Source organism: Colwellia psychrerythraea (assembly GCF_000764185.1).
Taxonomy (GTDB): Bacteria; Pseudomonadota; Gammaproteobacteria; order Enterobacterales; family Alteromonadaceae; genus Colwellia; species Colwellia psychrerythraea_B.
The window spans coordinates 130,783-153,272 of record NZ_JQEC01000011.1 but is presented as its reverse complement, the minus strand read 5'-3'; the positions used below and the strand labels follow the sequence as shown (position 1 = coordinate 153,272).

The 22,490-nt window shown below is 37.8% G+C and carries 22 protein-coding genes; 17 read left to right on the top strand and 5 right to left on the bottom strand.

All coding sequences use genetic code 11. The annotated features are described in order from the left end of the window. The first annotated feature begins 20 nt into the window (after positions 1-20). From GAB14E_RS17420 to GAB14E_RS17435, 4 genes are all read left to right on the top strand, one after another. Positions 21-1,391: a glutamine synthetase family protein gene (locus GAB14E_RS17420; RefSeq protein ID WP_033081165.1), complete on the top strand. Its 1,371-nt coding sequence runs from the start codon at positions 21-23 to the stop codon at positions 1,389-1,391. 43 nt (positions 1,392-1,434) lie between these two features. Continuing rightward, positions 1,435-2,829 carry an aldehyde dehydrogenase family protein gene (locus GAB14E_RS17425; protein WP_033081164.1) on the top strand — a complete coding sequence of 465 codons (1,395 nt, stop codon included), beginning with the start codon at positions 1,435-1,437 and terminating at the stop codon, positions 2,827-2,829. A 73-nt stretch (positions 2,830-2,902) separates the two neighbouring features. Next, on the top strand, positions 2,903-4,111 hold the full coding sequence (locus GAB14E_RS17430; RefSeq protein ID WP_231561990.1) for an iron-containing alcohol dehydrogenase: 1,209 nt from the start codon (positions 2,903-2,905) through the stop codon (positions 4,109-4,111). A gap of 40 nt (positions 4,112-4,151) precedes the next feature. Beyond that, positions 4,152-4,859 (top strand): glutamine amidotransferase-related protein, encoded by a 708-nt coding sequence (locus GAB14E_RS17435; protein ID WP_033081163.1) that lies wholly within the window; start codon positions 4,152-4,154, stop codon positions 4,857-4,859. Between the two features lie 251 nt (positions 4,860-5,110). Here GAB14E_RS17435 and GAB14E_RS17440 read toward each other — a convergent pair whose 3' ends face one another. Then, positions 5,111-5,986 (bottom strand): LysR family transcriptional regulator, encoded by an 876-nt coding sequence (locus GAB14E_RS17440; protein ID WP_033081162.1) that lies wholly within the window; start codon positions 5,984-5,986, stop codon positions 5,111-5,113. Positions 5,987-6,233: 247 nt separating this feature from the next. On the opposite strand from GAB14E_RS17440, the gene GAB14E_RS17445 reads away from it, so the two are divergent. The 8 genes from GAB14E_RS17445 to nudC all read left to right on the top strand — a co-directional run bounded on the left by GAB14E_RS17445 (position 6,234) and on the right by nudC (position 13,950). Then, positions 6,234-6,803, top strand: coding sequence for a cytochrome b (locus GAB14E_RS17445; RefSeq protein WP_231561989.1), 570 nt, complete (start codon positions 6,234-6,236; stop codon positions 6,801-6,803). A 60-nt stretch (positions 6,804-6,863) separates the two neighbouring features. Further along, positions 6,864-7,463 (top strand): YceI family protein, encoded by a 600-nt coding sequence (locus GAB14E_RS17450; RefSeq protein WP_033081161.1) that lies wholly within the window; start codon positions 6,864-6,866, stop codon positions 7,461-7,463. 409 nt (positions 7,464-7,872) lie between these two features. Beyond that, a complete protein-coding gene (locus GAB14E_RS17455) occupies positions 7,873-8,727 on the top strand; it encodes a response regulator (RefSeq protein ID WP_033081160.1) in 855 nt (284 codons plus the stop codon). Positions 8,728-8,778: 51 nt separating this feature from the next. Then, positions 8,779-9,780, top strand: a complete 1,002-nt coding sequence (locus GAB14E_RS17460) for a hypothetical protein (protein ID WP_033081159.1) — start codon at positions 8,779-8,781, stop codon at positions 9,778-9,780. A gap of 1 nt (position 9,781) precedes the next feature. Next, positions 9,782-10,405 carry a hypothetical protein gene (locus GAB14E_RS17465; RefSeq protein ID WP_052093494.1) on the top strand — a complete coding sequence of 208 codons (624 nt, stop codon included), beginning with the start codon at positions 9,782-9,784 and terminating at the stop codon, positions 10,403-10,405. A 54-nt stretch (positions 10,406-10,459) separates the two neighbouring features. Next, the gene (locus tag GAB14E_RS23915) at positions 10,460-12,439 is read left to right on the top strand and encodes a PAS domain-containing sensor histidine kinase (RefSeq protein ID WP_052093493.1); all 1,980 of its coding nucleotides are present in this window, start codon (positions 10,460-10,462) and stop codon (positions 12,437-12,439) included. A 132-nt stretch (positions 12,440-12,571) separates the two neighbouring features. Next, positions 12,572-12,913, top strand: coding sequence for a winged helix-turn-helix transcriptional regulator (locus GAB14E_RS17470; RefSeq protein ID WP_033081158.1), 342 nt, complete (start codon positions 12,572-12,574; stop codon positions 12,911-12,913). Then, entirely contained in the window at positions 12,910-13,950 is a 1,041-nt protein-coding gene (nudC, locus tag GAB14E_RS17475; protein WP_033081157.1) for an NAD(+) diphosphatase, read from the top strand. The genes GAB14E_RS17470 and nudC overlap by 4 nt, the downstream gene beginning before the upstream one ends. Positions 13,951-14,873: 923 nt before the next feature. Here nudC and GAB14E_RS0122580 read toward each other — a convergent pair. Further along, a complete protein-coding gene (locus GAB14E_RS0122580; RefSeq protein ID WP_231561988.1) occupies positions 14,874-15,179 on the bottom strand; it encodes a hypothetical protein in 306 nt (101 codons plus the stop codon). Between the two features lie 202 nt (positions 15,180-15,381). On the opposite strand from GAB14E_RS0122580, the gene GAB14E_RS17480 reads away from it, so the two are divergent. Then, positions 15,382-16,698, top strand: a complete 1,317-nt coding sequence (locus tag GAB14E_RS17480) for a DNA recombination protein RmuC (protein ID WP_033081156.1) — start codon at positions 15,382-15,384, stop codon at positions 16,696-16,698. A 167-nt stretch (positions 16,699-16,865) separates the two neighbouring features. Beyond that, a complete protein-coding gene (locus tag GAB14E_RS17485) occupies positions 16,866-17,609 on the top strand; it encodes a substrate-binding periplasmic protein (RefSeq protein ID WP_033081155.1) in 744 nt (247 codons plus the stop codon). 42 nt (positions 17,610-17,651) lie between these two features. Here GAB14E_RS17485 and GAB14E_RS17490 read toward each other — a convergent pair whose 3' ends face one another. Beyond that, on the bottom strand, positions 17,652-18,989 hold the full coding sequence (locus GAB14E_RS17490) for a sodium-dependent transporter (RefSeq protein WP_033081154.1): 1,338 nt from the start codon (positions 18,987-18,989) through the stop codon (positions 17,652-17,654). Between the two features lie 166 nt (positions 18,990-19,155). On the opposite strand from GAB14E_RS17490, the gene GAB14E_RS17495 reads away from it, so the two are divergent. Next, complete coding sequence (locus GAB14E_RS17495) at positions 19,156-19,815, top strand: MBL fold metallo-hydrolase (RefSeq protein ID WP_033081400.1); 660 nt, start codon at positions 19,156-19,158, stop codon at positions 19,813-19,815. 8 nt (positions 19,816-19,823) lie between these two features. After that, entirely contained in the window at positions 19,824-20,642 is an 819-nt protein-coding gene (locus tag GAB14E_RS17500) for an ion transporter (RefSeq protein WP_033081399.1), read from the top strand. 120 nt (positions 20,643-20,762) lie between these two features. Here the strand turns inward: GAB14E_RS17500 and GAB14E_RS17505 are convergent, their stop codons facing one another. Continuing rightward, the gene (locus tag GAB14E_RS17505; RefSeq protein WP_033081153.1) at positions 20,763-21,218 is read right to left on the bottom strand and encodes a YaiI/YqxD family protein; all 456 of its coding nucleotides are present in this window, start codon (positions 21,216-21,218) and stop codon (positions 20,763-20,765) included. 118 nt (positions 21,219-21,336) lie between these two features. On the opposite strand from GAB14E_RS17505, the gene GAB14E_RS17510 reads away from it, so the two are divergent. Continuing rightward, positions 21,337-21,690: an MGMT family protein gene (locus GAB14E_RS17510; RefSeq protein ID WP_033081152.1), complete on the top strand. Its 354-nt coding sequence runs from the start codon at positions 21,337-21,339 to the stop codon at positions 21,688-21,690. 115 nt (positions 21,691-21,805) lie between these two features. On the opposite strand, the gene GAB14E_RS17515 is transcribed toward GAB14E_RS17510, so the two are convergent. Beyond that, positions 21,806-22,276 carry an Hsp20 family protein gene (locus GAB14E_RS17515; protein ID WP_033081151.1) on the bottom strand — a complete coding sequence of 157 codons (471 nt, stop codon included), beginning with the start codon at positions 22,274-22,276 and terminating at the stop codon, positions 21,806-21,808. Between the last annotated feature and the right edge of the window lie 214 nt (positions 22,277-22,490).

The following is a 22,490-nucleotide window of genomic DNA, read 5'->3' as shown; positions in this document are numbered from 1 at the left end:
ACAGTTAAAGAGGAAAGTGCATGTTAATGCCAAGAGATGTAAGAACCATTGCGGATGCCAAACTTATTGTCGAAGAAAGAGGGCTCAGTCATGTGAAAGTCGGCCTGTTTGATATTGATGGCATTATGCGTGGCAAGTACATGAGTAAAGAAAAGTTTTTTTCTGCTTTAGCTTCAGGCTTTGCATTTTGTGATGTTGTGCTGGGCTGGGATTGTAAAGATCAGCTTTATGATAATGGCAAATATACTGGTTGGCACACTGGTTACCCTGATGCCCCTGTGCGCATTTTGCCACAAACTTGTCGAGCGTTACCTTATGAAGGCGATATGCTGTTGTTTATTGCTGAATTTAGCGATAATGCAGAGCCTATTTGTCCTCGTAATACCTTAAAACGTGTGCTTGAACGGGCAAAGTCCCAAGGCTTTGAAGTGATTGCGGCTCTTGAGTATGAGTTTTTTATTTTTAATGAAACGCCAGAGTCTGTTCGCGCAAAAAATTACCAAAATCTAACACCACTTACCCCTGATTTTTTTGGTTATTCGATGATTCGCAACTCAGTACATGCAGACTTACATCATCAAATTTTGGACCTTGGTGAGCAAATGGACTTTCCTCTTGAAGGTTTACATACCGAAACGGGGCCTGGTGTATTAGAGGCCGCAATTGCTCATGACCAAGCGTTAAATGCGGGAGATAAAGCCGCGCTGTTCAAAACATTTATTAAAGTTTGGGCACAGCGAAATAATTTAATGGCGACGTTTATGGCTAAGTGGTCGCCTGACTGGCCTGGGCAGAGTGGTCATATTCACATTTCATTAAAAGATGCTCAAGGTAAGTCAGCTTTTTACCAACAAGGTAATGAGCATGGCATGAGTGACATTCAGCGTCACTTCCTTGCAGGACAACAACGGTTTATGCCTGAGTTTATCGCTATGATTGCGCCAACTGTTAATAGTTATAGTCGTATGGTACCTGGCCTATGGGCACCACTTGATGCCACTTGGGGGGTAGAAAATCGTACTACCGCATTGCGGGTAATTCCGGGTACGGAAAAGTCACAACGTATTGAATATCGACTTGGCGCTGCGGACGCTAACCCCTATTTAGCGTTAGCGGCGGTTATTGCCTCAGGGTTAATTGGCATTGAAGAAAAGCTTGAACCATTACCGCAAATTAAAGGAAATGCTTATCAACAAAGTCACCCCGCGGAATTAGCATTGCCGAGTACTTTATTTGAAGCCGCAACTCAGTTTAAGCAGTCGAAAGCTGCTATTGAAATGTTTGGTCAAAACTTTGTTGAACACTTTAGCGCCAGTAGGGAATGGGAAGAGCGAGAGTATCGTAAACATGTTTCTGATTGGGAACTGAGTCGCTACTTCGAAATTATATAAGTCCAAGCGATCATTGTTAAGTTAGCTTATAGGTAAGGAAGTTATGAGTAATATTCAAACCACACGTTCACCTATTGATAACAGTATTTATGTTGAGCGTGAACTGGCTAGTCAAACACAAATAAAGCAAGCACTAAAACTTGCCAATAGTGCACAAGCGCAATGGCGAACAAGCTCATTGCAGCAACGGGCTGCTTGTTGTCATGCCATGGTTGATATTTTACTGAGTAAAGCGGATGAAATTGCTGAGCAGTTATGCTGGATGATGGGCCGGCCCATTCGGTATGGCAAGGGCGAAGTTAACGGTATGGCGGATCGGGCGCGCTTTATGATTACCGAGGCGACAAATGCGCTCAAGGATATTGAGCTAGCCGATAAACCAGGCTTTATTCGTTACATTAAACGTGAACCCTTAGGTGTTGTTTTTATTATTGCGCCGTGGAATTACCCTTACTTAACCGCAATTAATTCCATAATACCAGCAATTATGTCAGGCAATAGCGTGTTGTTAAAACACTCTGCGCAAACACCGTTATGCGGTGAGCAGTTTGCCTTAGCTTTTGCTAAGGCAGGCTTGCCAGCAGGTATCTTTCAACATTTATACCTTAGCCATGCAGATACTGAAAAACTTATTAAGCAGCCGGTCATTAATTATGTCGCTTTTACCGGCTCTGTTGCTGGCGGTGAAATGCTTGAACGCGCTGCTAGCGGCCGTTTTATTGGTGTCGGCTTAGAATTAGGTGGCAAAGATGCTGCTTATGTTCGTGCGGATGCCAATATTGCTGAGGCGGCAGTCGTTTGTGCTGATGGTGGATTTTTTAATTCGGGTCAGTCTTGTTGTGGCATTGAACGTATTTATGTACACAGTGATATTTATGAAAAATTTGTTAGCCAGGTAGTGGCATTGGTGAATGACTATAAATTAGGACGGCCAGATGAGGTTGAAACAACACTTGGGCCTCTGGTTAAAGCTGAGAATGCTGATTTTGTTCGTCAGCAAATAACACAGGCCATTGCTGCTGGCGCGAAAGCGCATATTGATAGGCGTGACTTCCCATTAGATAAGCCCGGTAGTGCTTACCTGGCACCACAAGTATTGACCAAGGTTGATCATAGTATGTCAGTGATGTTTGATGAAAGCTTTGGCCCTGTTGTCGGCATTATGAAAGTTAGTAATGATGAAGAGGCGGTTAGCTTAATGAATGATTCAGATTTTGGTTTAACCGCAGCCGTTTTTACCCGCAATATCAAGCAGGGCATAACACTGGGAGAGCAATTGGCCGTAGGGACTTTCTTTATTAATCGCTGTGACTATCTAGACCCCGCCTTACCTTGGGGGGGGGTTAAAAATTCAGGGAGCGGTTGTACTTTATCTAGCCTAGGTTATGCCGCGTTAACTCGGGCAAAGTCATTTCATATTAAATTGAGCAAGACTTAGCATCTAACACCTAGTACCCAAGACCTAAAAAGTAACTAGTGCAAAGCTGAAAATTAACTAAAGGATAATGTCAGTGAATAACAATCAGTATCAGAAAAGCCACTCTTTGGAAAATGACTTTTATGGCAACTGGCATTATCCTACCTCGATTCGAGCCGGTATTGGCCGTATTAAGGAACTGGCCTTAGCTTGTCAAGAGCTCTGTATAAATGCCCCATTAGTTATCACTGACCCCGCCCTAGCTGATATGCCGATGCTAAAAAGTGCTGTTTCCCACCTCATTGAACAGAAAATGGCAGTAAAAGTCTTTTCTAGTATTAAAGCTAACCCTAATGGGCAAAATATTAAAGATGGGGTTGCGGCATATAAGCAAGGCAAACACGACGGGGTAATCGCTTTTGGCGGTGGCTCAGCACTTGATGCTGGTAAAGCAATTGCCTTAATGGTCGGTCAAAACAAACCATTATGGGACTTTGAAGATAAAGGCGATAATTTTAAAAGAGTCAATACAGCTAAAATGGCTAAAGTTATTGCCGTTCCCACCACTTCAGGAACAGGCTCTGAAGTAGGGAGAGCATCAGTTATTACTGATGAAAGCAATAAAGGTAATCATCTTAAACGCATTATTTTCCATCCGAAAATGTTGCCTGAAATAGTCATATTAGATGCGCAACTTACCGTTGGTTTGCCGGCTATGTTAACTGCAGCAACGGGTATGGACGCTTTATCGCATGCTCTTGAAGCTTATTGTGCGCCTGCGTTTCACCCTATGGCTGCTGGCATTGCCATTGAGGCGATTAGGCTTATAAAAGACTTTTTACCTAGAGCAACCGCTAATGGCAAAGATATTGAAGCGCGAGCTCAAGTCATGGCGGCTGCTACTATGGGGGCTACGGCTTTTCAGCGTGGTCTCGGCGGTATGCATGCGCTTGCTCATCCACTTGGCGCACTCTATGATAGTCATCATGGCTTACTTAATGCCATTTTGATGCCTTATGTACTCAAAGCCAACGAACAGGCCGTCACCCAAAAAATATCACGGTTAAGTCGTTATTTGGCCCTAGAGCAAGAAAGCTTTGCTGGTTTTTTTAACTGGGTTTTAGCTTTGCGGGATCAATTAGCTATACCCAACTCCTTACAAGAAATTGCAATAAATACCAGTAGAGCAGATGATATCGGTTTGATGGCGTTTAATGATGCAAGTTCGGCTGGAAATCCAATAAAATTTAGTGCTCAGCAGTATAGTGATATTTTCAAAAGGGCAGTACACGGTGAGTACTAAGTGTTTGCTGATAAGTCTTTGAAATTGAGGAGTGGTTATTATGAAATTAGGTATTTTACTTTGTGACCATGTTCAGCCTGCACTGCAAGAAGAATTTGCCGACTATCAAGAGATGTTTGCACAGCTATTATCTCAATGTGATAGCACCATAGAGCTATATTATTATTGTGTGGTTGATGGTGTTTTCCCTGAAGATATTGATGTGTGTGATGCATATATGACAAGTGGCAGCAAAGCCAGTGTTAATGATGATTTACCTTGGATTAATGCCTTAGAGCGTTTTGTTTGGCAATTGTTTTTGGCCAAAAAATCTTTTGTAGGAATATGCTTTGGTCACCAATTGATTGCTAAAACCTTAGGTGGAAAAGTTGCTCGCTCTGATAAAGGTTGGGGCGTTGGCGTTGCGACAACAAAAATACACAGTCAAGAAGCTTGGATGGATCCTGCAAAAAAAACAATTAAACTTGTGGTAAGTCATCAAGAACAAATCTACCAATTGCCGCCACAGGCAGAAGTATTAATGGGCAATGATTTTTGTCCTTATGCCATGATACAGGTGGGTAAACACTTTGTTGGTTTACAAGGCCATCCAGAGTTTAGTTGCGATTATGCTAAGGCTATTATGCAAAGTCGAAAAGCTATTATTAGTGAGGAAAACTATAATCAGGGACTTAAATCACTGGTACAGTCAGCAGATGGGAAACTAGTGATGGCTTGGTTGCTTAGTTTTTTAAAGCAAGCCATTTAACCTTAACTCTGGAAAAGCAGCACTTACTCAAGGTTCCTTTTCATCCGATTCTCAGTGTTAAAACGCCGATAAATACTCCGTCATTCATAAATATTTTGCCTTGATAATCAAATAAATTGAAACATTGATAGGATTTATCGCTACTTAACCTTGTCAATTTTATTGTTAGCAACCTAAGTATTGTTTTTACTTAACACCAAATACTCATTATCCAGAGCTCAGGTTATTTAACACAAGCTATTTCATACAAGTTATTGGCCAATAGCTTGTGTTAAAAACAGATAAAAGCACTGAATACGGACACTATTTTGTAAATCTTTATGATAAACGAACCAAATTGATTCATCTTTATTAGGAATGTCAAAATCCATTTTTACCATTGTCGGATTCATTTCAACTTGGTGTTCACCTAATGGGCCAATGCCCATACCAGCAATAACGGCTTCATGAATATCCGGGAAGTGGTTACTTTGAAAAGCTATTCTATCCTTATCAATTTTATCAACCACATAACTGACAAACGGGATACGATACTTATCTGGAGTCGGTAGCGCCCAAATATGCTCATTAAACTGCTCAGGAGAATTGGGTTTTCCGTATTTATCGACATATTTTTGTGTTGCATAATAAGACGTTGTTAATCGGGTTAGCTTTTTAACGATCAGATCTACTCCCGCAGGGCTAGGGCCTGCTCGTAAAGATACATGTGCAGCACCAGAGTCGAGCGGCACAATATCATCGGTAGAAATAAGCTTGAGGCGAATTTTTGGGTATTCATCTCTAAATGCTTTTAATATCGGAGTAATCACTGGAGAGAATGAACTCACCGTAGTGATCCTAAGCTCGCCGCTAATATCACCCTCTACATTTTGTAGTTTATTTTCCAAGCTAGAAAATTTTGCCAATATTTCAGGCATTTCATCCATAAGTAGAAAACCTGCATCGGTAAGTTTATAACCGCGCTGGTGACGAATAAATAGCTTTACTTCAAGTGACTGCTCTAATTGATTTATCCGTCTTAATACGGTGGCATGATTTATTCTCAATGAAATACCAGCTTTACTTAAGCTGCCATCTATAGCAACTTGATACGCTATTTTATAATCATCCCAAGAAGTATCTTTCATCGTTCATCTCATTACTTAATTACATAAATTGTAATTAGTTGTGCATATTTGCACAACAGTTTCGCATTTATTGATGTTTTTTAATAGATTTTCATTGGTTATAGTAGCGTTATTACTTGATTAGGATGTTGTTAGTTATTGGTATTCACTCTGGCCGTACCAAGGTAGATACCTAGTAGATAGTAAAATAGGTATAAAAAGTAGATAGCTAAATAATAATGAAATGAAGAGTGAAAGAGATAGTCATATGAGCAACAACATATTTAAAAACACCGAAAGCAGTTATGGTCTAATCGCGATAATTTTTCACTGGCTGATGGCCGTCGCTATTTTTTCTTTGTTTGGCTTAGGTCTCTATATGGTAGAGCTTACTTATTACGATGCTTGGTATAAAGGCTCGTTAGATTTACATAAAAATATTGGTATGACGTTATTTGTGGCTTTAATGTTAAGAGTCTTTTGGCGCGTTGTTAATGTAACGCCTAAAAATGTGGATCAAAGCGCAAGTAAACTCGAAGTGAAATCGGCGCATTATGCCCATGTTGCACTTTATGCCTTGATGGCTATTTTGATGATAAGTGGCTATTTGATATCTACTGCCGATGGCCGAGCAATAGATATTTTTGGCTTACTATCGATACCGGCATTGCCAATAAGTATCAATAACCAAGAAGATATCGCAGGCAATATTCATGAGATTTTAGCATGGACTTTAGTGTTACTTAGCGCCGGACATGCGCTTGCGGCACTTAAACACCACTTTATTAATAAAAATAATACCTTAGTGAGAATGCTAAAAGTATTACCAAGAAAGTAATTAACCAGATCAATTAATTCACTACAAATAAATGTATTTGAAATAGAAAAGGAATATCAGATGAAAAAAACACTATTAACAACCGTACTTACTAGCAGTTTATTAGCCAGTTCAATATTAGCGACATTATCAGCGAGCACCGTGCAAGCAGCAGATTATAAAGTAGATGTTGAAGGTGCACATGCCTTTGTTCAGTTTAAGATTAAGCATTTAGGTTACAGCTGGTTAATAGGCCGTTTTAATACTTTTGATGGTAGTTTCTCCTATGATGAGAAAGCACCAAATAATGCAAAAATTAATATTGAAATTGATACTAAAAGTATCGATTCAAATCATGCAGAGCGTGATAAACACCTTAAAGGTAAAGACTTCTTAAATGTTAATAGCTTTCCAAAGGCAACGTTTACCAGTAATAGCATTAAATTCAGCGATGATGAAAATGCGGTTGTTACTGGCGACTTTACTTTAAAAGGTGTTACTAATACCATCTCGTTTCCAGTAGTGAAAATTGGTGAAGGGCAAGACCCTTGGGGCGGTTATCGCTCGGGTTTTTCTGGAACCACCAGCTTGAAATTAGCTGATTATGGTATTACTTACAATTTAGGGCCAGCGTCAACACATGTTGAAATGGCATTACATATTGAAGGTGTAAGAATTTAGTCCCCCATTTTTTTCAAAATCTGCCTTAGAGCCAGCTTGACGCTGGCTTCTTTATGCCTATCAAATCTTTAGACACCCATTTCAAGCAGTCAACAATACTTCGGACTAATGTCCATGGATGTAAAAACTGCTAGATTTACGACTATTATTCTGCGTTGCATAGTGCAAATTATTTTCAAATTAATAATATCGTAACTGTTTATATATCACATTAACTAAAATAACTTCTCTTGCTACAACCTATGTAAATAGTGACTTATAAGTCTGTTTTATCATTTTTTTATGTCTTGGTATATCAATTGCAATTCAACTATCAGTCAGCGTTTATTCGCTTTTAAAGTTAGATAATTAAATTCTATTTGTTATTTGTTATTTTTTATATTTTATATTTTCAGGATAAGGGGAAAATATGTTAAAAGAAAAAAGTGTCCTCATAGTTGATGATGAAGAAGGTGTTAGACAAACATTAAAAAGAGGTATTCATCGCCAATTTAATAAAGGTAGCAAACGTGTATCTATTACCGAAGCTGGCAACGGTGCAGAAGCTATTGCTTTAGCGAATAATTTCCCGCCTGATTTAATTCTTATGGATATTCGTATGCCGGTTATGGATGGTTTAAAAGCTTGTAGTATTTTAAGGCGTGATAGTAAGTTTGCCGCGACTATGATCATTATGCTGACTTGTGAAATAACAGAGGAAAGTGCAGGTTTGCTCTCTGGCGCGGATGATTACATCATAAAGCCCTTTGATATAAAAACCTTGCTCATTCGTATCGAAAGAGGTTTATTCAAACAAGGCGCAATGGGTAGAGTCTCTTACGCTGAAAGCGATGGCGTCTTATCTAAAAATTATTTTGTAGAAAGTTGGTTAAGTTATGAAGTAGCACGCGCTAAACGTTATCAACACTCTTTAAGTTTACTGTTAGTAAAAATAGATGCAATAGATACCAAAAAATCGACTAAAAACCGTGACTTGGCAGTGATAAAATTATTAAAACGTCGAGCATCAGATCCCTTAATAAAGTGGGGAGATAATACCTTTGCTATTTTACTTATTGAAACCTGCGCTGACGATGCCGTTTTACTTGCTAAACGAATTATCTGGTTAGCTCAAAATAGTCCTAATTTTTTACGCCCTAATCTGGGGATTGCTAACTTAGAAGACACTCTTACTGATGATTTGATTATTAATGCTGAGTACTCCTTAGCTGCTTCAGTTTGTACTGGAGAGGTAGTGCTTAATAGATTGGCAGTAAAATTGTAATTACTCATTTATAAACATTAATTTTAAAGCTTATTTTATAGTGAGGAAATAATGAAATCTTTAATTTTCAATTTGTTAATTACCTTTTTACTACTTTTTTTTGCGGTTATATCTATGCCTTGTTATGCCAATTTGACTGAGAATTTCAGGTGGAGCTTAGATGGTAGTGCTCGCTTGAATCAGAATGCAGCATTGGATAATACCAGTCGTATTTACGCCTTAGGCTTAGATACTCATAAAGTATTTACCAATTCAAACGGTGATATAGGTTACGGTGTTGGCCAGCTGTATTGGACTAAGTTATCAAACCACATGCCAGTTCCATTTTTATTCACCAATAAAGATGATAGTGAGTTTATTATTCGAGAAGCTCATCTCAATTATACTGCCGGCCCAGATTGGCTGCCTAATATCCGAGTGGGTCACTTTACCCTGCCTTTTGGACTAGAGGAGAGTATTGATACCAATGGCCGTTTACTTGATTATTACCTTGGAAAAAATTTAGGAAGCAAGTTAGATTGGGGGCTTAGTCTTAATAAAGTAATAAACAAAATAGAATATAATGTTAGTTATACCCTTGGTGGTAAAGACAAAGCCAAATCGGTTGATGGCTCTTATGCAATTACTGGCCGAGTTGGTTCATTAAGTCACTTAGATTTTGTCATTGGCCTATCCATTTTTGATGGGGAAATTGATGGGTATTCCCGAAAAAGACTAGCGCTTGATTGGCAATATTATTGGACCACGTGGGGACTATTAGGGGAGTTAGCGCTAGGTGAAGATGATAAGCAAAATCAGAGTTGGCAAAAAGAAAAATACGGTTTAATAGAGCTAAATAAAACCGCCATTAATGAACAGTTAAAGTTATATAGCCAGCTTATTATTAGAGATAGGGAGTCTCAAAATAGTGCAGATAAACTAGTCAATATTGGCTTTAGTTATCAATTTAATACTCAGTTAGAGCTAAGCATGTCAGGGGGACAACAAATAAATAACCCGGCAAGTGGAAAAAAACAGCAATTGGCTAGAGTACAAGTAAGGTATAGGTACTGATATGAAAATTCTCTTAACATTGTTATCAAAGACTTTATTAATACTGGTTTTACTTATGCTGATATTACCGTCTGGTAATGTTAACGCAATTGCATATTGCTCATTACGTGACCCAGTTGCACAAATCAGCCAGCTTTACCCGCAAAAAACTAATCAGCTATCTATTGTTAAAACGGTAAATGATAACACCCGTGCTCAGGTGCAAATTGCATTACCAAGTAACGATCTACATTTTAGTGAGCTAGGTCAACATACTTTGTATATCGCTATGTTAGGCAAAGAATCACTAGGTTATATCCATGTTAGATCAGAGCAAAGTGATTGGGGCTTGGTTGAAATAGTGTGGGCAATTGATAAGGATTTAAAAATAACTAACTTTGCTTTTCAACGCTGTAGAAGCCCGAAAAAGAAAATAGCTCAAGAAATCGGCTTTAAAAATATTTTTATTGGTAAAAACTATCAAGAATTGAAGGGCCTATTAAGTAATGATGGTGTTACTGCAAAAAAAGAGGTGCTGGAAAAAGTACAACAGGCTCCTGAACTGGCTAATGTAGTTTTACGGTGTGCATTAAAAACTTTGTTATTAACCGAAATGTTATGGGGAGATGAATTAGAAGAGCTATAGTTATGGTATAGCATAGCATTCATATTCAAAGTACTAAAAAGTGGCGAGTCAATTATGAGGATTTCTAATTATAATCAGCTATTAGCAATATCAACGCTACTCTCTGGCGTAATCATCTTTGCAAGTTTATGGCATCAATACCAAAAGGTCGAGCAGGTATCTCGTGCACATTATGAGTCACGTTTATTGGTTCAGACCATTGAGCATTTATTTACTATGTCGCAGCTTTGGTTAACCACACAAGACTTACTTTTTTCAGGCAGACAAACGTATTTAGCCAAAGGTATTTCTGAACAATCGCAGCAACTTAAAAAAACCCTTACCTTAGTTAAAATAAAAGTGCCAACGAGTGATGATAAATATTTGGTACAAGGTTTGATTACCGGCATTGAATTAAATGATGAAATAGTCAATTTATTTTCGGATATCGCAATGCAAGAAAATGAATTTTGGCAAACTACTGTTGCTGAATCAGACCGAATTACGACAAGGTATGTTAACGATTTAGAAAAGTTATCAACACAAGTTTTGACTGCAAATAATCTCTTAAAGAATCAGGCTGAACTAGCCTCTGGAAACTTCACCAAGCTGTCTTTATTTGTGTTTTCCCTTTATATGTTTATTATCACATTCACAGTAAGTTGTTTTAGCAAATATATAGTAAAACCTATTGAAAATATTACTGCTTTAGCCCAGCAGCCGATAACTAATGACGCAGACGTTGAGTTTAGGCAAACCCGGGCACCTACTGAAGTAATCACCTTATCTAGCGCTATTCAACAATTTACTCAGCATATCACCATTGAAAGGAATCGAGCGGAGCAAGAGCGGCGTAATGTTGTTAAGGCAAATGATAAAGCCAATATCATCATGAATACCATCCCTTGTTCAGTGTTACTTGTCGATGAACAAGGAGTCATAAAAGAGTGCAATATAGAAACTGAAAAATTATTATTAAATGAAAAAAGTAATATTATTGAAAAACCGGTTTCTCACTTTGTACCGGCGTTAGCAACCTTAGATGGTCACTTTGATAGTGAAATAGTGTTAAGAAATATGGAAGAATCTTTATTAGCTCCTAGCTTCGAACACCCGCATATTGAATTCTCTGGGCGGAAAATAATTATCATGGGGGCTGTTAATTATTTAATTACCCTAAATGATATTAATGAAAGGAAACATAGTCAAAAAGCACTGTCTTCATTAAATGAGCAATTAATAAATGCAGAAAAGCTTGCATCTATTGGTCAATTGTCCGCAGGTATAGCTCATGAAATTAATAATCCTGTAGGATATATCCGTAGTAATTTAGATGTACTAAATGATTACTTTAAACCGTTACTTGCTTACATCAAATTAACAGATATAGAGTTAAGACAAGGACCTGATAAAAAAAGTAGCGCACAAGAGCTTTATCAACAAGAAGACTTATCTTTTATTCTTGATGATATTGAGCCGCTCATAAATTCAACTTTAGAGGGGGCGGCAAGAGTAAGTAAAATTATCAAAGATTTAGGTAATTATGCCCATATTGACGATAAGTTACCCGAAGCAATTTCTATTGATGTATTAATTGAAAAAAGCCTTACTCTAGTTGCTAATGAGCTGAAGTATAAAGTAGAAATAACTAAACGCTTAGCAGCAGATGCTAGTGTTATTGGTTTTCCTCAAAAGTTATTACAGGTTTTTATTAATATGTTGGTAAATGCTTCTCATGCCATTGAAACTCAAGGCAGTATTTGCATTTCGTCACGTATTGTTGAGCAAGAAATTAATATTCGTTTTGAAGACAATGGCTCTGGCATTGCTCAAGAGAACTTGAAAAGTATTTTTGATCCATTTTTTACTACTAAGCCAGTAGGTAAGGGGACAGGCTTAGGACTTCATATAGTAAGATCGATTATTGAAGATCATCAGGGTCATATTGATGTCATCTCAAAAGTTGGCCAAGGCAGTCAATTTGATATTTATTTACCTATTCATAATGTTGACGTTGCAGGTAAGCCGTTAAAGGTTAATCAAGCTTTTAGTTAAGAGTTAAATATTTATATAAATACAGGACTATTTTTTACCACTGTTGTCAATTTTTTCTTGCTATAGTAAGTTTGCTACAAATAATGTAGCATGTTTTTTAACATTTCATATTATATGTATGCAGGGAAAATTATGACAATACCACTACCAGGTGCACAAGTGCGCGGCTCTAAAACAGGTAAGCCTATTATGGCGTTACTCGATTTGCTTGGCCGAACATGGGCATTAGGTATTATTTGGAACCTGCGCAGTGGTCCAGCAACATTTCGAGAGTTACAACAACGTTGTGAAAAAATTTCACCTACTCTGTTAAATACACGGTTAAAAGAGCTGAAAACACTGCAACTTATTGAAAACCAAGAATCTGGTTATCAATTATCCTCCCAAGGCTTTGACTTATTTGAAATTATTTCTCCATTAGGCACTTGGTCATCTCAATGGGCTCAAGCACTTATGGAAAACAAAAAATCATGACTTTAGCTTATGGCGATATGCCATTAGATAGATGTACCAATCAACGGAAGAATAAACGTTGGTTAAGTGCAGAGTTCAATCACCCAGATACTTTATTTTGCGTTATCAATAAGGGCATGAGCCTTTTTGAAAAAGGTGAATTATTTACTCCTATTTATCTCAATAAAGCGCAACTGCCAACAGTAAATGTTGATAGTTGCCTTTATTTAGGCAAAGGCAGTTTGGGTGAAGGTGAATTCGAGAAGGGGGATAAGGGTAAATGCAGCATAGAGAATAACAAAGCTGAAGCCGTGTCATTTTTTGTCATCGATTTTAATAAATTACGCTTTTCTACTCAGGAAGAGCTCACTGAGTTAGGACAGTGGCAAGGCCTTAGAAAAGTCACTGCTAATTTATCTGCCATTGACGCTTCAATTTTAGCGCTTGCTAAAGGGTTAGTGCATTGGCATATAAGCCACCAATTTTGCGGTCAATGTGGGCATCATAATCGCTCAGTAGAAGCAGGGCATGCTCGACGATGTTCTGATTGTCGGAATATGACCTTTCCACGCACCGACCCTGCGGTCATCATGTTAGTTGAGAAAATGTTTGATGATGGCATTGCCCGTTGTTTATTAGGCAGACAAGCAAGTTGGCCTGACGGTATGTATTCTACCTTAGCGGGTTTTGTTGACCCAGGTGAAACACTTGAACAAGCGGTGATCAGAGAAGTATTAGAAGAAACCGCCATTTTTGCTGAAAAGCCAAAATATATTGCCTCGCAACCTTGGCCATTTCCAGCTTCAATCATGTTAGGTTTTACTGCTGTAGCTAACTCAGAAAAAATTGATATTAGCCAAGATGACTTAGAAGATGCACAGTGGTTTTCCCGTGAACAACTCCAAGCTTTTTCTTTAAACAGTTCAGTAACTGATGTAACGGCAAACAGTGAAGGGACAAAGTCTCCAGATAGCTCGCAATATAAAATGGGAAGTGGCGATTCTATTTCATCTTATTTAATCACTGCTTGGCAGAATAAGGAGATAGGATTGTATTAGTTACTCAAATCTTTTTAAAACTAATGAAATAGTTAGGTAAAGCTAGCCATTTTTGATTGATTTACAGGCTTTCGATTAATTACTGATGCATTTCCAGTGTACTTTCTATTGTTCATTTTCATTGTATCTTTCGATAACTATAGCAATGTATTGACCAACACCAACACCAACACCAACACAAATACACATGGCGAAAAGTGCAAAGTGCAAAGGTTTTTGTTGCTACCATTGTCATAATGGCAACAAAGTTACGGCCACATGGGGCACGCATGCAGCTGCAAGGCGTTTTTTACTGATTTTAGTCAACGAAGGTTATGCTAAACAAGCGGGGAAACAGTTTTCGTTAACCGCGAAAATAGTTAACTTGGGTTTTGCTTACCTCGATTGAAAATATGTCTGTAAAAACACAAAACCACTGATGTAGCAGCTAGTTGAACAACTTAATAGGTCGTGCTCAGCAACAGTTTAGAAGGTGTTGTTTATGTCGGGCGTGTTGCTAGCACTAAACGTTTAACGTCTGTTAGCTTAGATGTAGGTACTCGCTAACCTGCATTTGCAACATCACTTAGACGATTGATTGTTAGCTGAAATGACAGAAAAACTATTGTATGACTTTTTAAACACTTGTCAGCTAGATCAATATACAGTGCATACGTTAATTAACAAAGTTGAGCTAGGCGCAGAAATTTCACTAGCTGGAAAATAAGGTACTCTTTGGTTGAGCAATAGCTGGGTTTAACCTCTATTCCTGTACCTGTTAGAAATAAGGCTGGCAGCACGTTTGGTGCGTTAAGTATCAGTACTCATATTTCGCAAACGACGTGGCCAAGAGCTGACAGTTATATTGCCAAAATTACAGCTTTGCGCCGCGAAGATTGCTTTAGTCTAAAAGGGTTCAAATAAACAATATCAAGTAAACAACACTAAAAGTCACATTGTAGTATTTTCATTGGTTTATCTGCTGCCATTATACAGCCTCTGGCTTCATCAGTGGCAGCATTACATTGCTTAAGCATTTTTGATTTACTTGGTGCTTTATCTTTTAATATGCTTTTTACATGACTGATCACAGTATCGCATTCGCTTTTTGGCACGGGCACTGCTTTAGAGCAACTGACTAAAGTGAGTATCACTAAGGGTAATACTAGATAGGGGATAATGCTCAATGATTTATTTAAAGGGATGGTATTTTTCTTAATTGTTATTTGTTTGAAATTTCCTTGCTTCATAATTAGCACTCGACAGTAAAAAGCCAAAAGGTTGGGGAAAACTGAGTATAGACATTGATTAAAGATACTGCCGTTCGTTTTGGCCTATTTTGACAAGGTTTTTATTCTTTCTTTTACACTTGCTATCTTTAGTGGTACTGGTAATATTTACAGTGTTGTGCGTTGGCACTTTTTTCGAAACACTTTTTGAGATTAATCACTAATGACTTTTACCCTTGAACAACAGCAATTGTTATCAACTTGGTTGCCCACTTTGGCTTTTTTTGTTTTGGCTTTACTTTTAATACTGGTGTTAATTCGACTATCAAGCCAAGAAAAACGTATGCAAGTGCATAGTATTGAATTATTTAGTCAGCTAGCAAAACAAACTGAAACGCAATTTTTACAGCAACTTAATCAGTTACAAGAAAAACAGCAATTACAGTTAGCCAATAGCTTTGAACAGCAAATGGCTGATTTACGTATTAAGCTTTTACGTCAATTCAATGAACTACAATCGCAATTAAATCAAAATCAAAATCAGTCACTCGACCAACTGATTAAACACTTAAATGCCACTGCTCATAGCAATCGAGAAGAATTAGCGAAGACCTTGGCACAAAGCAGTGATCAAATGAGTAAGCGCATTGATGGTTTAACCCAGGCAACCGATAAGCGCTTACAAGAAATAAGTGGCCAAGTAGAGAAACGCTTAGCTGAAGGTTTTGAAAAAACCACCAAAACCTTTAGTGATATATTACAACGTCTAGCGTTGATTGATGATGCGCAGAAGAAAATTACTGAGCTATCGACCAATGTAGTTAGTTTACAAGAAGTTCTTAATGATAAGCGTTCACGTGGCGCTTTTGGTGAAGTGCAATTAAATAGCTTGATCAGAAACGTATTGCCAGAGCAAAGCTTCAAACTGCAACACACCTTATCAAACGGTAAAATAGCCGATTGTGTACTCTTTTTACCTAAACCTACGGGTAATGTCGTGGTCGATTCTAAATTTCCGTTAGAAAGTTATCGTAAAATGGTCGATTTTGAAGCCCATGAAGTTGAACGAAAGGCCGCTTTGCGTCAGTTTAAAATAGATATCAAAAAGCATATCAATGATATTAGCGATAAATATCTCATTGATAACGAAACGGCAGATGGAGCCATTATGTTTATACCAGCAGAGGCTATTTTTGCCGAAATCCACGGTCATCAAAGTGATTTGGTTGAATATGCCAATAAGAAACGTGTTTGGCTAACTTCGCCGACCACATTAATGGCAATACTAACCACAGCACGTTCGGTACTTAAAGATGAGGCGACTCGGCAACAAATTCATATTATTCAGGCGCATTTATCAGATTTGGCGCAAGACTTTAATCGCTTTAAAGGTCGTTTTGCTAACCTTGCGAGACATATAGATCAAGCGGCAACTGATGTGAAGCAAATACATACTTCAGCAGATAAGATATCTAGTCGTTTTGAGAAAATAGAGCAAGTTGATCTTGCTGAAAAAAAAGGGGTAGAACTGCTTGAATAGTCATATTAACTGACGTTACTTTTACTTGTTACTAGCGTGTTATTGAAAAAATTACTGTTTTTTATCTTTTCTATGCCTTATCGCGAGTTGTTGCAAGCAAAAGGTTTACCCTTGTTAATTGATTCGTTTATACTCATTTATACTACTTACTTGGTGTTTATTCATTTATGATTAAAATTCTGTATCGTTTATTGTTACTTTCACTAGTACTTTCACCAAGTATGACAATGGCTAAGCAAGAATTAAAAATAGGTGTCGGTAACTTCCCACCATTTTTTGTTGAAGAAGAGCACAAAGGCTTATTCCTCGAAATAACTGAAGAAATATTCAAAAAATTACCTGAATACAATGTGAAATTTATTTTTATGAGCAATCACCGATTGCTTCATGAAATCAATTCAGGAAAAAGAATTGATGTGGCATGTAATATATTTTCTGACTCAAAAGTTAATGCTTTTTTATCAACACCTATTTTTCGCTATACCGATGTTGCTGTATCAAAAAAAACAGCCAAACTAGAAGTTAAAGAAGTTAATGATCTAGCAGGGCTGTCTATTGCGGCTTACCAAGGTGCTAAAGACTTACTTGGCAATACATTTAGGCAAATGGCACTCTCCAACCCAGAATACAGTGAACATTCACATCCTAAAGATACTACTTACTTAATGGTTTCTGGCAATAAGGATATCCGTGTTGGTGATATTCATATTTTCTTACATGACTTAGCCAATAAACGTTATGAAGGAGAAGCGCAAACCAATGCAGCAGACTTTACAGTTCATAGGCTGTGGTCTGATGTATATTCGCATATAGCCTTTAAAGATAAGGAACTTAGAGACTCAGTTAATAAGGTAATTCAAGAACTGAATGCTGATGGTACTATTGATGCTATTTATACCAAATATAGATAACGGCAGTATAGATAACACCAATATAAATAGAGCTGACAGTGGCTAGAAAGCCACATTAACAAAAACAACTACTAATAATACTGGGCAGATGAAGCGTAAATAAAAGCCAAGTAATTTTAAGGTAGTGTGCTGGTTTAATTTTGATAAATCAGTTAGTTGATTACCACGCTTCCACAACCAACCAATAACGATAAAGTAAAATAGTGACATCAGTGGTTGTAAAATGGTGGTAAGTAACTGAATAACTAAGCCAAACAGTTGTTCAAAAAAGGCGATGAGTAACATACTCGCAATAAGAACTAAGCCTGAGATTACCCAAGTCGCTTTTTGACGGCTCATGGCTTTATCTTCAACTAAATAAGAAACCGGCACCTCAGTTGATGAAATTGTAGAGGTAAGCGCGGCAATGGATAATAAAGCAAAAAAGGCAAAAGAGACGACTAAGCCAACAGTGCCCATAGAGCTAAATAAAGTCGGTAAAATGTTAAAAATCAACTGACCTTCGCCAATTAAATGACCGTCAACAAATACTTCTTGTCCGCTATGCTGGGCAACAAAAAGAGCCGGGATAATCAGTAGACCGGCAATAAAAGCAATAAAAGTATCAAGTAAGGTTATTGATAATACTAATTTACCAACACTTTCTCCTTTAGGCATATATGAGCCATAAGCCATCATAGCGCCAACACCTATAGCCAGTGAGAAAAAGGCTTGTCCCATTGCGGATATAATTAATTTGGGCTCAGTTATTTGACTAAAATCAGGTACTAAATAAAGCCTTAAGCCATCAGTAGCACCTTCTTGTTGTAATATATAGATGATTAAACCTAATAACATTACTAATAACATTGGCATTAGTCGGGCTGACCAACGCTCAATACCGCTGTGAACACCTTGATGCACTATGGCTGCGCCAAGTACGATAAAAACAGGGGTAAATATGATATTTCGCCAAGTACTTGAAGTAGACAACCATTGCGATATATCAATCAAACCCATTAATTCAGCTAAAGAAGCAAGTGCATGTGCGAGCATCCAACCAGCGACTATGGTATAAAAACTTAACATCATCATAGCGCCAATAATACCGATAATACCTGCACTATGACCGAGCTTTTTAAAGCGTTCACCACAGGCACTTACTAAAGCCGATACCGGATTGGTTTGTGCTTGATTACCAATATAAATTTCAGCATAAAGTGCTGGCAGGGCAAGTAAAAACGTCACCACAAGATAAACTACTAAAAAGGCACCGCCGCCATTATTTGCCGCTTGAGTGGGAAAGGCCCAAATATTACCTAAGCCTATGGCAGCACCTGCTGCAGCGAGTACAAAACCAATACGGGAATGAAAAGAATCACGGGAAGAAGCGGTGGTCATATGTAGTTAATAGCCATTAGAATTAGTTGCGCAAAGCTTACCGAGTTAAGCCGCTTAGGGGAAGTACTATTCATTGCTTTTGTTACATTTTTACCAGCTAATAAGCGTAGAGAACTTATGGTATAATGCTGCCATTTTGAAAATAGTAATTATTGAAGAGCATGTTATGTTAAATCATGAAATTATCCCAGTAACACCTTTTGCGCAAAATTGTACTTTATTTTGGTGTAGTGAAACTAAGCAGGCTGCAGTTGTTGACCCCGGTGGCGATATTGAAAAAATAAAAGCGGCCATTACTAAACATGACTTAACCCTTGAGAAAGTATTAATAACGCATGCTCATATAGACCATGCAGGTGCCACTCATGCTTTAGCCACCGATTATGATGTAGCCATTGAAGGGCCACACATAGAAGATGTATTCTGGATAGATAAAGTTGAGGAACAAAAACAACTTTTTGGTAGTGCTTTTGCCTATGCAGAAAAATTTACCTCCAACCGTTTTTTACAGCAAAATGATACTGTTAGTTTTGGTAATATCAGCTTAGAAGTGTACTTTTGTCCAGGTCATACCCCTGGCCACATCGTATTTTTCCATCGTGAGTCAAAGCTGGCTCAGGTTGGTGATGTATTATTTAGTGGCTCAATTGGCCGTACAGATTTTCCACTCGGCGATCATGCCACCTTAATTCATTCTATTCGTGAGAACTTATTTCTTTTAGGTGATGATGTACGTTTTATTCCAGGTCACGGTCCTATGAGCACATTTGGGCAAGAGCGCCGTAGTAACCCTCATGTTAGTGATGCCGCAGTAGGAGCTAGGTAATGGCTAATATGATAATACAGGCACAGCGCAACTTAAGTAAAATAGACAGTAGTAAAGCTTTCCAAGGCGTTGTTATAGCAGTTATTTTATTATCAGCGCTAATGATAGGAGCCAAAACGCACAATCTATCCGCTAATGTTGTCGCGGTGCTGCTGTTTTTGGATGTGGCAGTAACTGTTTTTTTTGCAGTAGAAATATCAATTCGTTATTTGGCTTGCCCCGAGAAAAAGAAATTCTTTAAAAGTGGTTGGAATATTTTTGATACTGTTATAGTTATTGGCAGCTTAGTTCCGTCTGGCGGCTCAGGTGTTCTATTAGCTCGTCTTTTAAGGGTATTTCGTGTTCTGCGCTTAGTTTCAATGGTACCAGAATTGCGCCTATTGATTAATGCATTACTCAAAGCCATTCCGCGTATGGGGTATATCGCACTATTGATGTTTGTCATCTTCTATATCTATGCGGCTATTGGCAGTATGTTTTTTCACCCCATCAACGAGGTATTGTGGGGGGATGTTTCTATTTCAATGTTGACTTTATTTCGAGTGGCAACGTTTGAGGATTGGACTGATGTTATGTATGAAACTATGGCCGTGCATCCACTAAGCTGGATTTATTATTTAACTTTTATTTTTTTAACAGCCTTTATCTTTTTAAATATGATGGTGGGTACTGTTTTAGAAGTTATGAGCCAAGAGCATGAGCAATTTCGTGCTGAGCAACACGGTGAGAGCGGTGATGGCGGTGAACCTGCTAGTCGTGCGCAAATTGATAAATTAGAAGTTGAACTGGCTGAAATTAAAGCGCTGTTACTGAAAAAAACAGGTTAAATAAGTAAATAAAGCAGTAATTAAACTAGCTGAAATTTAAAAGGCAGATACTTTGTTGAGTAGCTGCCTTTTTTATTGTTACGTTGATAGATAAGGTTAGTTAGCTTACTTTTATTTTGCTTATTGTGACTTTTTAAACTGAGTAATTATTCGGTCAAGGTGATTGGCAAAGTTTTGTCTGTCGGTTTGATTCAATGCTGGTGGCCCACCTGTGTGTACACCACTCGCGCGCATGGTATCCATAAAATCACGAATATTGAGCCGCGACTTTATATTCTCTTTAGTATAAAGCTCGCCACGTGGACTAAGTGCTATGCCTCCTTTATCGATAACTTCATCCGCTAGCGGAATATCACTGGTAATAACTAAATCCCCCACTTCGATACGCTTAACAATTTCATCATCAGCAACATCAAAGCCACTAGTTACTTGCATAAAACTGATAAAAGGTGAGGGTGGTACTCGAATATTATGGTTTGCTACTAGAGTAGTGGTTATTTTTGTTCTATCAGCCGCTTTAAATAATATTTCTTTGATCACTACCGGGCAGGCATCAGCATCGACCCAAATTCTCATATTTTTCCTTAGTGTAACGTTTACAGATACTGCTATGATAACGTAATTTAGTCGGTAATTAAAAACTTGCTAACGAAAAGGTGCTCTATTTCAAGCTAGGTAAAATTGGACTATAAAAATGCTTAATGATCATTACCATCAAATATGGCAAACGGTACAGTTAATTCCAAAAGGGCAAGTTGCATGTTATGGACAAATTGCTGATTTGTCTGGCTTGCCTGGCCGAGCGCGTTTAGTTGGCAAAGCCTTAGGTAGAGTGCCTAAGGAGGGCTGGCAAGGACAGAGTGTGCCTTGGTTTCGGGTGATAAACTCACAAGGTAAGATTTCATTTCCGCCTAGCAGTGAATATTTTGTTAAGCAAAAGCAGCATTTGCAAGATGAGCAGGTAGTGGTACTTGGCAGTAGAGTTAAACTAAAAGATTTTCAATGGCAACCAGATTTATCTGAGCTATTATTTTCACTTAAGTTTTAATTGTTACTTCAATTTTTACGGCTAATTATTTTGTTAAATACAGAGTCATGAAAACAAAAAAGCCCAGTCAAAGACTGGGCAAAAACAAAAGGAAGAACATGAAGTAAATTAAAGTTTAAGAATCACCACTTAATAAGCTTTTACCATTAATGGCTATCTTGCGTGCTTTTAATGCTTCTGGTATTTTTCTTTCTAAATCAACATGTAACAACCCATCTTTCATAAAGGCACCAATAATTTTGACGTGTTCGCCTAATTGGAACTTTCGCTCGAAATTACGTTCAGCAATGCCTTGATGAATAAACTGTCTTTGGCCTTTACTGGAATCTAATTTTGAGGTTGTTGCAGCTTGTTTAATACCAACAATAATTAAACTGTTGTCTTTAGATTCTATATCAATATCTTCTTCACTAAAGCCGGCAACAGCCATAGTAATACGGTATTGATCTTCTGCCAATAATTCAATGTTATATGGCGGGTATGATGATTGTTTGTCAGCTCGTGAAGCTTTATCAATTAAACCGGCCAAATGGTCAAAGCCAATAAATGAACGGTATAGTGGACTGAAATCTGTAGAGTTACGCATAATGAGTTATCCTATAATATAGCAATAAATTGATTATTATTTTAAATCGTACAACTGATCTTTTAAGTCATTTTCTAGCAAAACAATATTGCCTAGAGCCAAACTACGAAAAGCTATCTTCATTTAAAATAAATTGCCTTTCACAATGAACAGGCAATGTATGTTGTGTAGTCCCTTTCGGCGACTACACAATTAGAGATGGGATTGATTACTG

What these genes read in the sequence shown, in the direction of transcription:
- GAB14E_RS17420 (WP_033081165.1), top strand. Translation starts at nt 21, where the DNA reads ATGTTAATGCCAAGAGATGTAAGAACCATTGCGGATGCCAAACTTATT.
- GAB14E_RS17425 (WP_033081164.1), top strand. Translation starts at nt 1,435, where the DNA reads ATGAGTAATATTCAAACCACACGTTCACCTATTGATAACAGTATTTAT.
- GAB14E_RS17435 (WP_033081163.1), top strand. Translation starts at nt 4,152, where the DNA reads ATGAAATTAGGTATTTTACTTTGTGACCATGTTCAGCCTGCACTGCAA.
- GAB14E_RS17440 (WP_033081162.1), bottom strand. Translation starts at nt 5,986, where the DNA reads ATGAAAGATACTTCTTGGGATGATTATAAAATAGCGTATCAAGTTGCT.
- GAB14E_RS17445 (WP_231561989.1), top strand. Translation starts at nt 6,234, where the DNA reads ATGAGCAACAACATATTTAAAAACACCGAAAGCAGTTATGGTCTAATC.
- GAB14E_RS17450 (WP_033081161.1), top strand. Translation starts at nt 6,864, where the DNA reads ATGAAAAAAACACTATTAACAACCGTACTTACTAGCAGTTTATTAGCC.
- GAB14E_RS17455 (WP_033081160.1), top strand. Translation starts at nt 7,873, where the DNA reads ATGTTAAAAGAAAAAAGTGTCCTCATAGTTGATGATGAAGAAGGTGTT.
- GAB14E_RS17460 (WP_033081159.1), top strand. Translation starts at nt 8,779, where the DNA reads ATGAAATCTTTAATTTTCAATTTGTTAATTACCTTTTTACTACTTTTT.
- GAB14E_RS17465 (WP_052093494.1), top strand. Translation starts at nt 9,782, where the DNA reads ATGAAAATTCTCTTAACATTGTTATCAAAGACTTTATTAATACTGGTT.
- GAB14E_RS23915 (WP_052093493.1), top strand. Translation starts at nt 10,460, where the DNA reads ATGAGGATTTCTAATTATAATCAGCTATTAGCAATATCAACGCTACTC.
- GAB14E_RS17470 (WP_033081158.1), top strand. Translation starts at nt 12,572, where the DNA reads ATGACAATACCACTACCAGGTGCACAAGTGCGCGGCTCTAAAACAGGT.
- nudC (WP_033081157.1), top strand. Translation starts at nt 12,910, where the DNA reads ATGACTTTAGCTTATGGCGATATGCCATTAGATAGATGTACCAATCAA.
- GAB14E_RS0122580 (WP_231561988.1), bottom strand. Translation starts at nt 15,179, where the DNA reads ATGAAGCAAGGAAATTTCAAACAAATAACAATTAAGAAAAATACCATC.
- GAB14E_RS17480 (WP_033081156.1), top strand. Translation starts at nt 15,382, where the DNA reads ATGACTTTTACCCTTGAACAACAGCAATTGTTATCAACTTGGTTGCCC.
- GAB14E_RS17485 (WP_033081155.1), top strand. Translation starts at nt 16,866, where the DNA reads ATGATTAAAATTCTGTATCGTTTATTGTTACTTTCACTAGTACTTTCA.
- GAB14E_RS17490 (WP_033081154.1), bottom strand. Translation starts at nt 18,989, where the DNA reads ATGACCACCGCTTCTTCCCGTGATTCTTTTCATTCCCGTATTGGTTTT.
- GAB14E_RS17495 (WP_033081400.1), top strand. Translation starts at nt 19,156, where the DNA reads ATGTTAAATCATGAAATTATCCCAGTAACACCTTTTGCGCAAAATTGT.
- GAB14E_RS17500 (WP_033081399.1), top strand. Translation starts at nt 19,824, where the DNA reads ATGATAATACAGGCACAGCGCAACTTAAGTAAAATAGACAGTAGTAAA.
- GAB14E_RS17505 (WP_033081153.1), bottom strand. Translation starts at nt 21,218, where the DNA reads ATGAGAATTTGGGTCGATGCTGATGCCTGCCCGGTAGTGATCAAAGAA.
- GAB14E_RS17510 (WP_033081152.1), top strand. Translation starts at nt 21,337, where the DNA reads ATGCTTAATGATCATTACCATCAAATATGGCAAACGGTACAGTTAATT.
- GAB14E_RS17515 (WP_033081151.1), bottom strand. Translation starts at nt 22,276, where the DNA reads ATGCGTAACTCTACAGATTTCAGTCCACTATACCGTTCATTTATTGGC.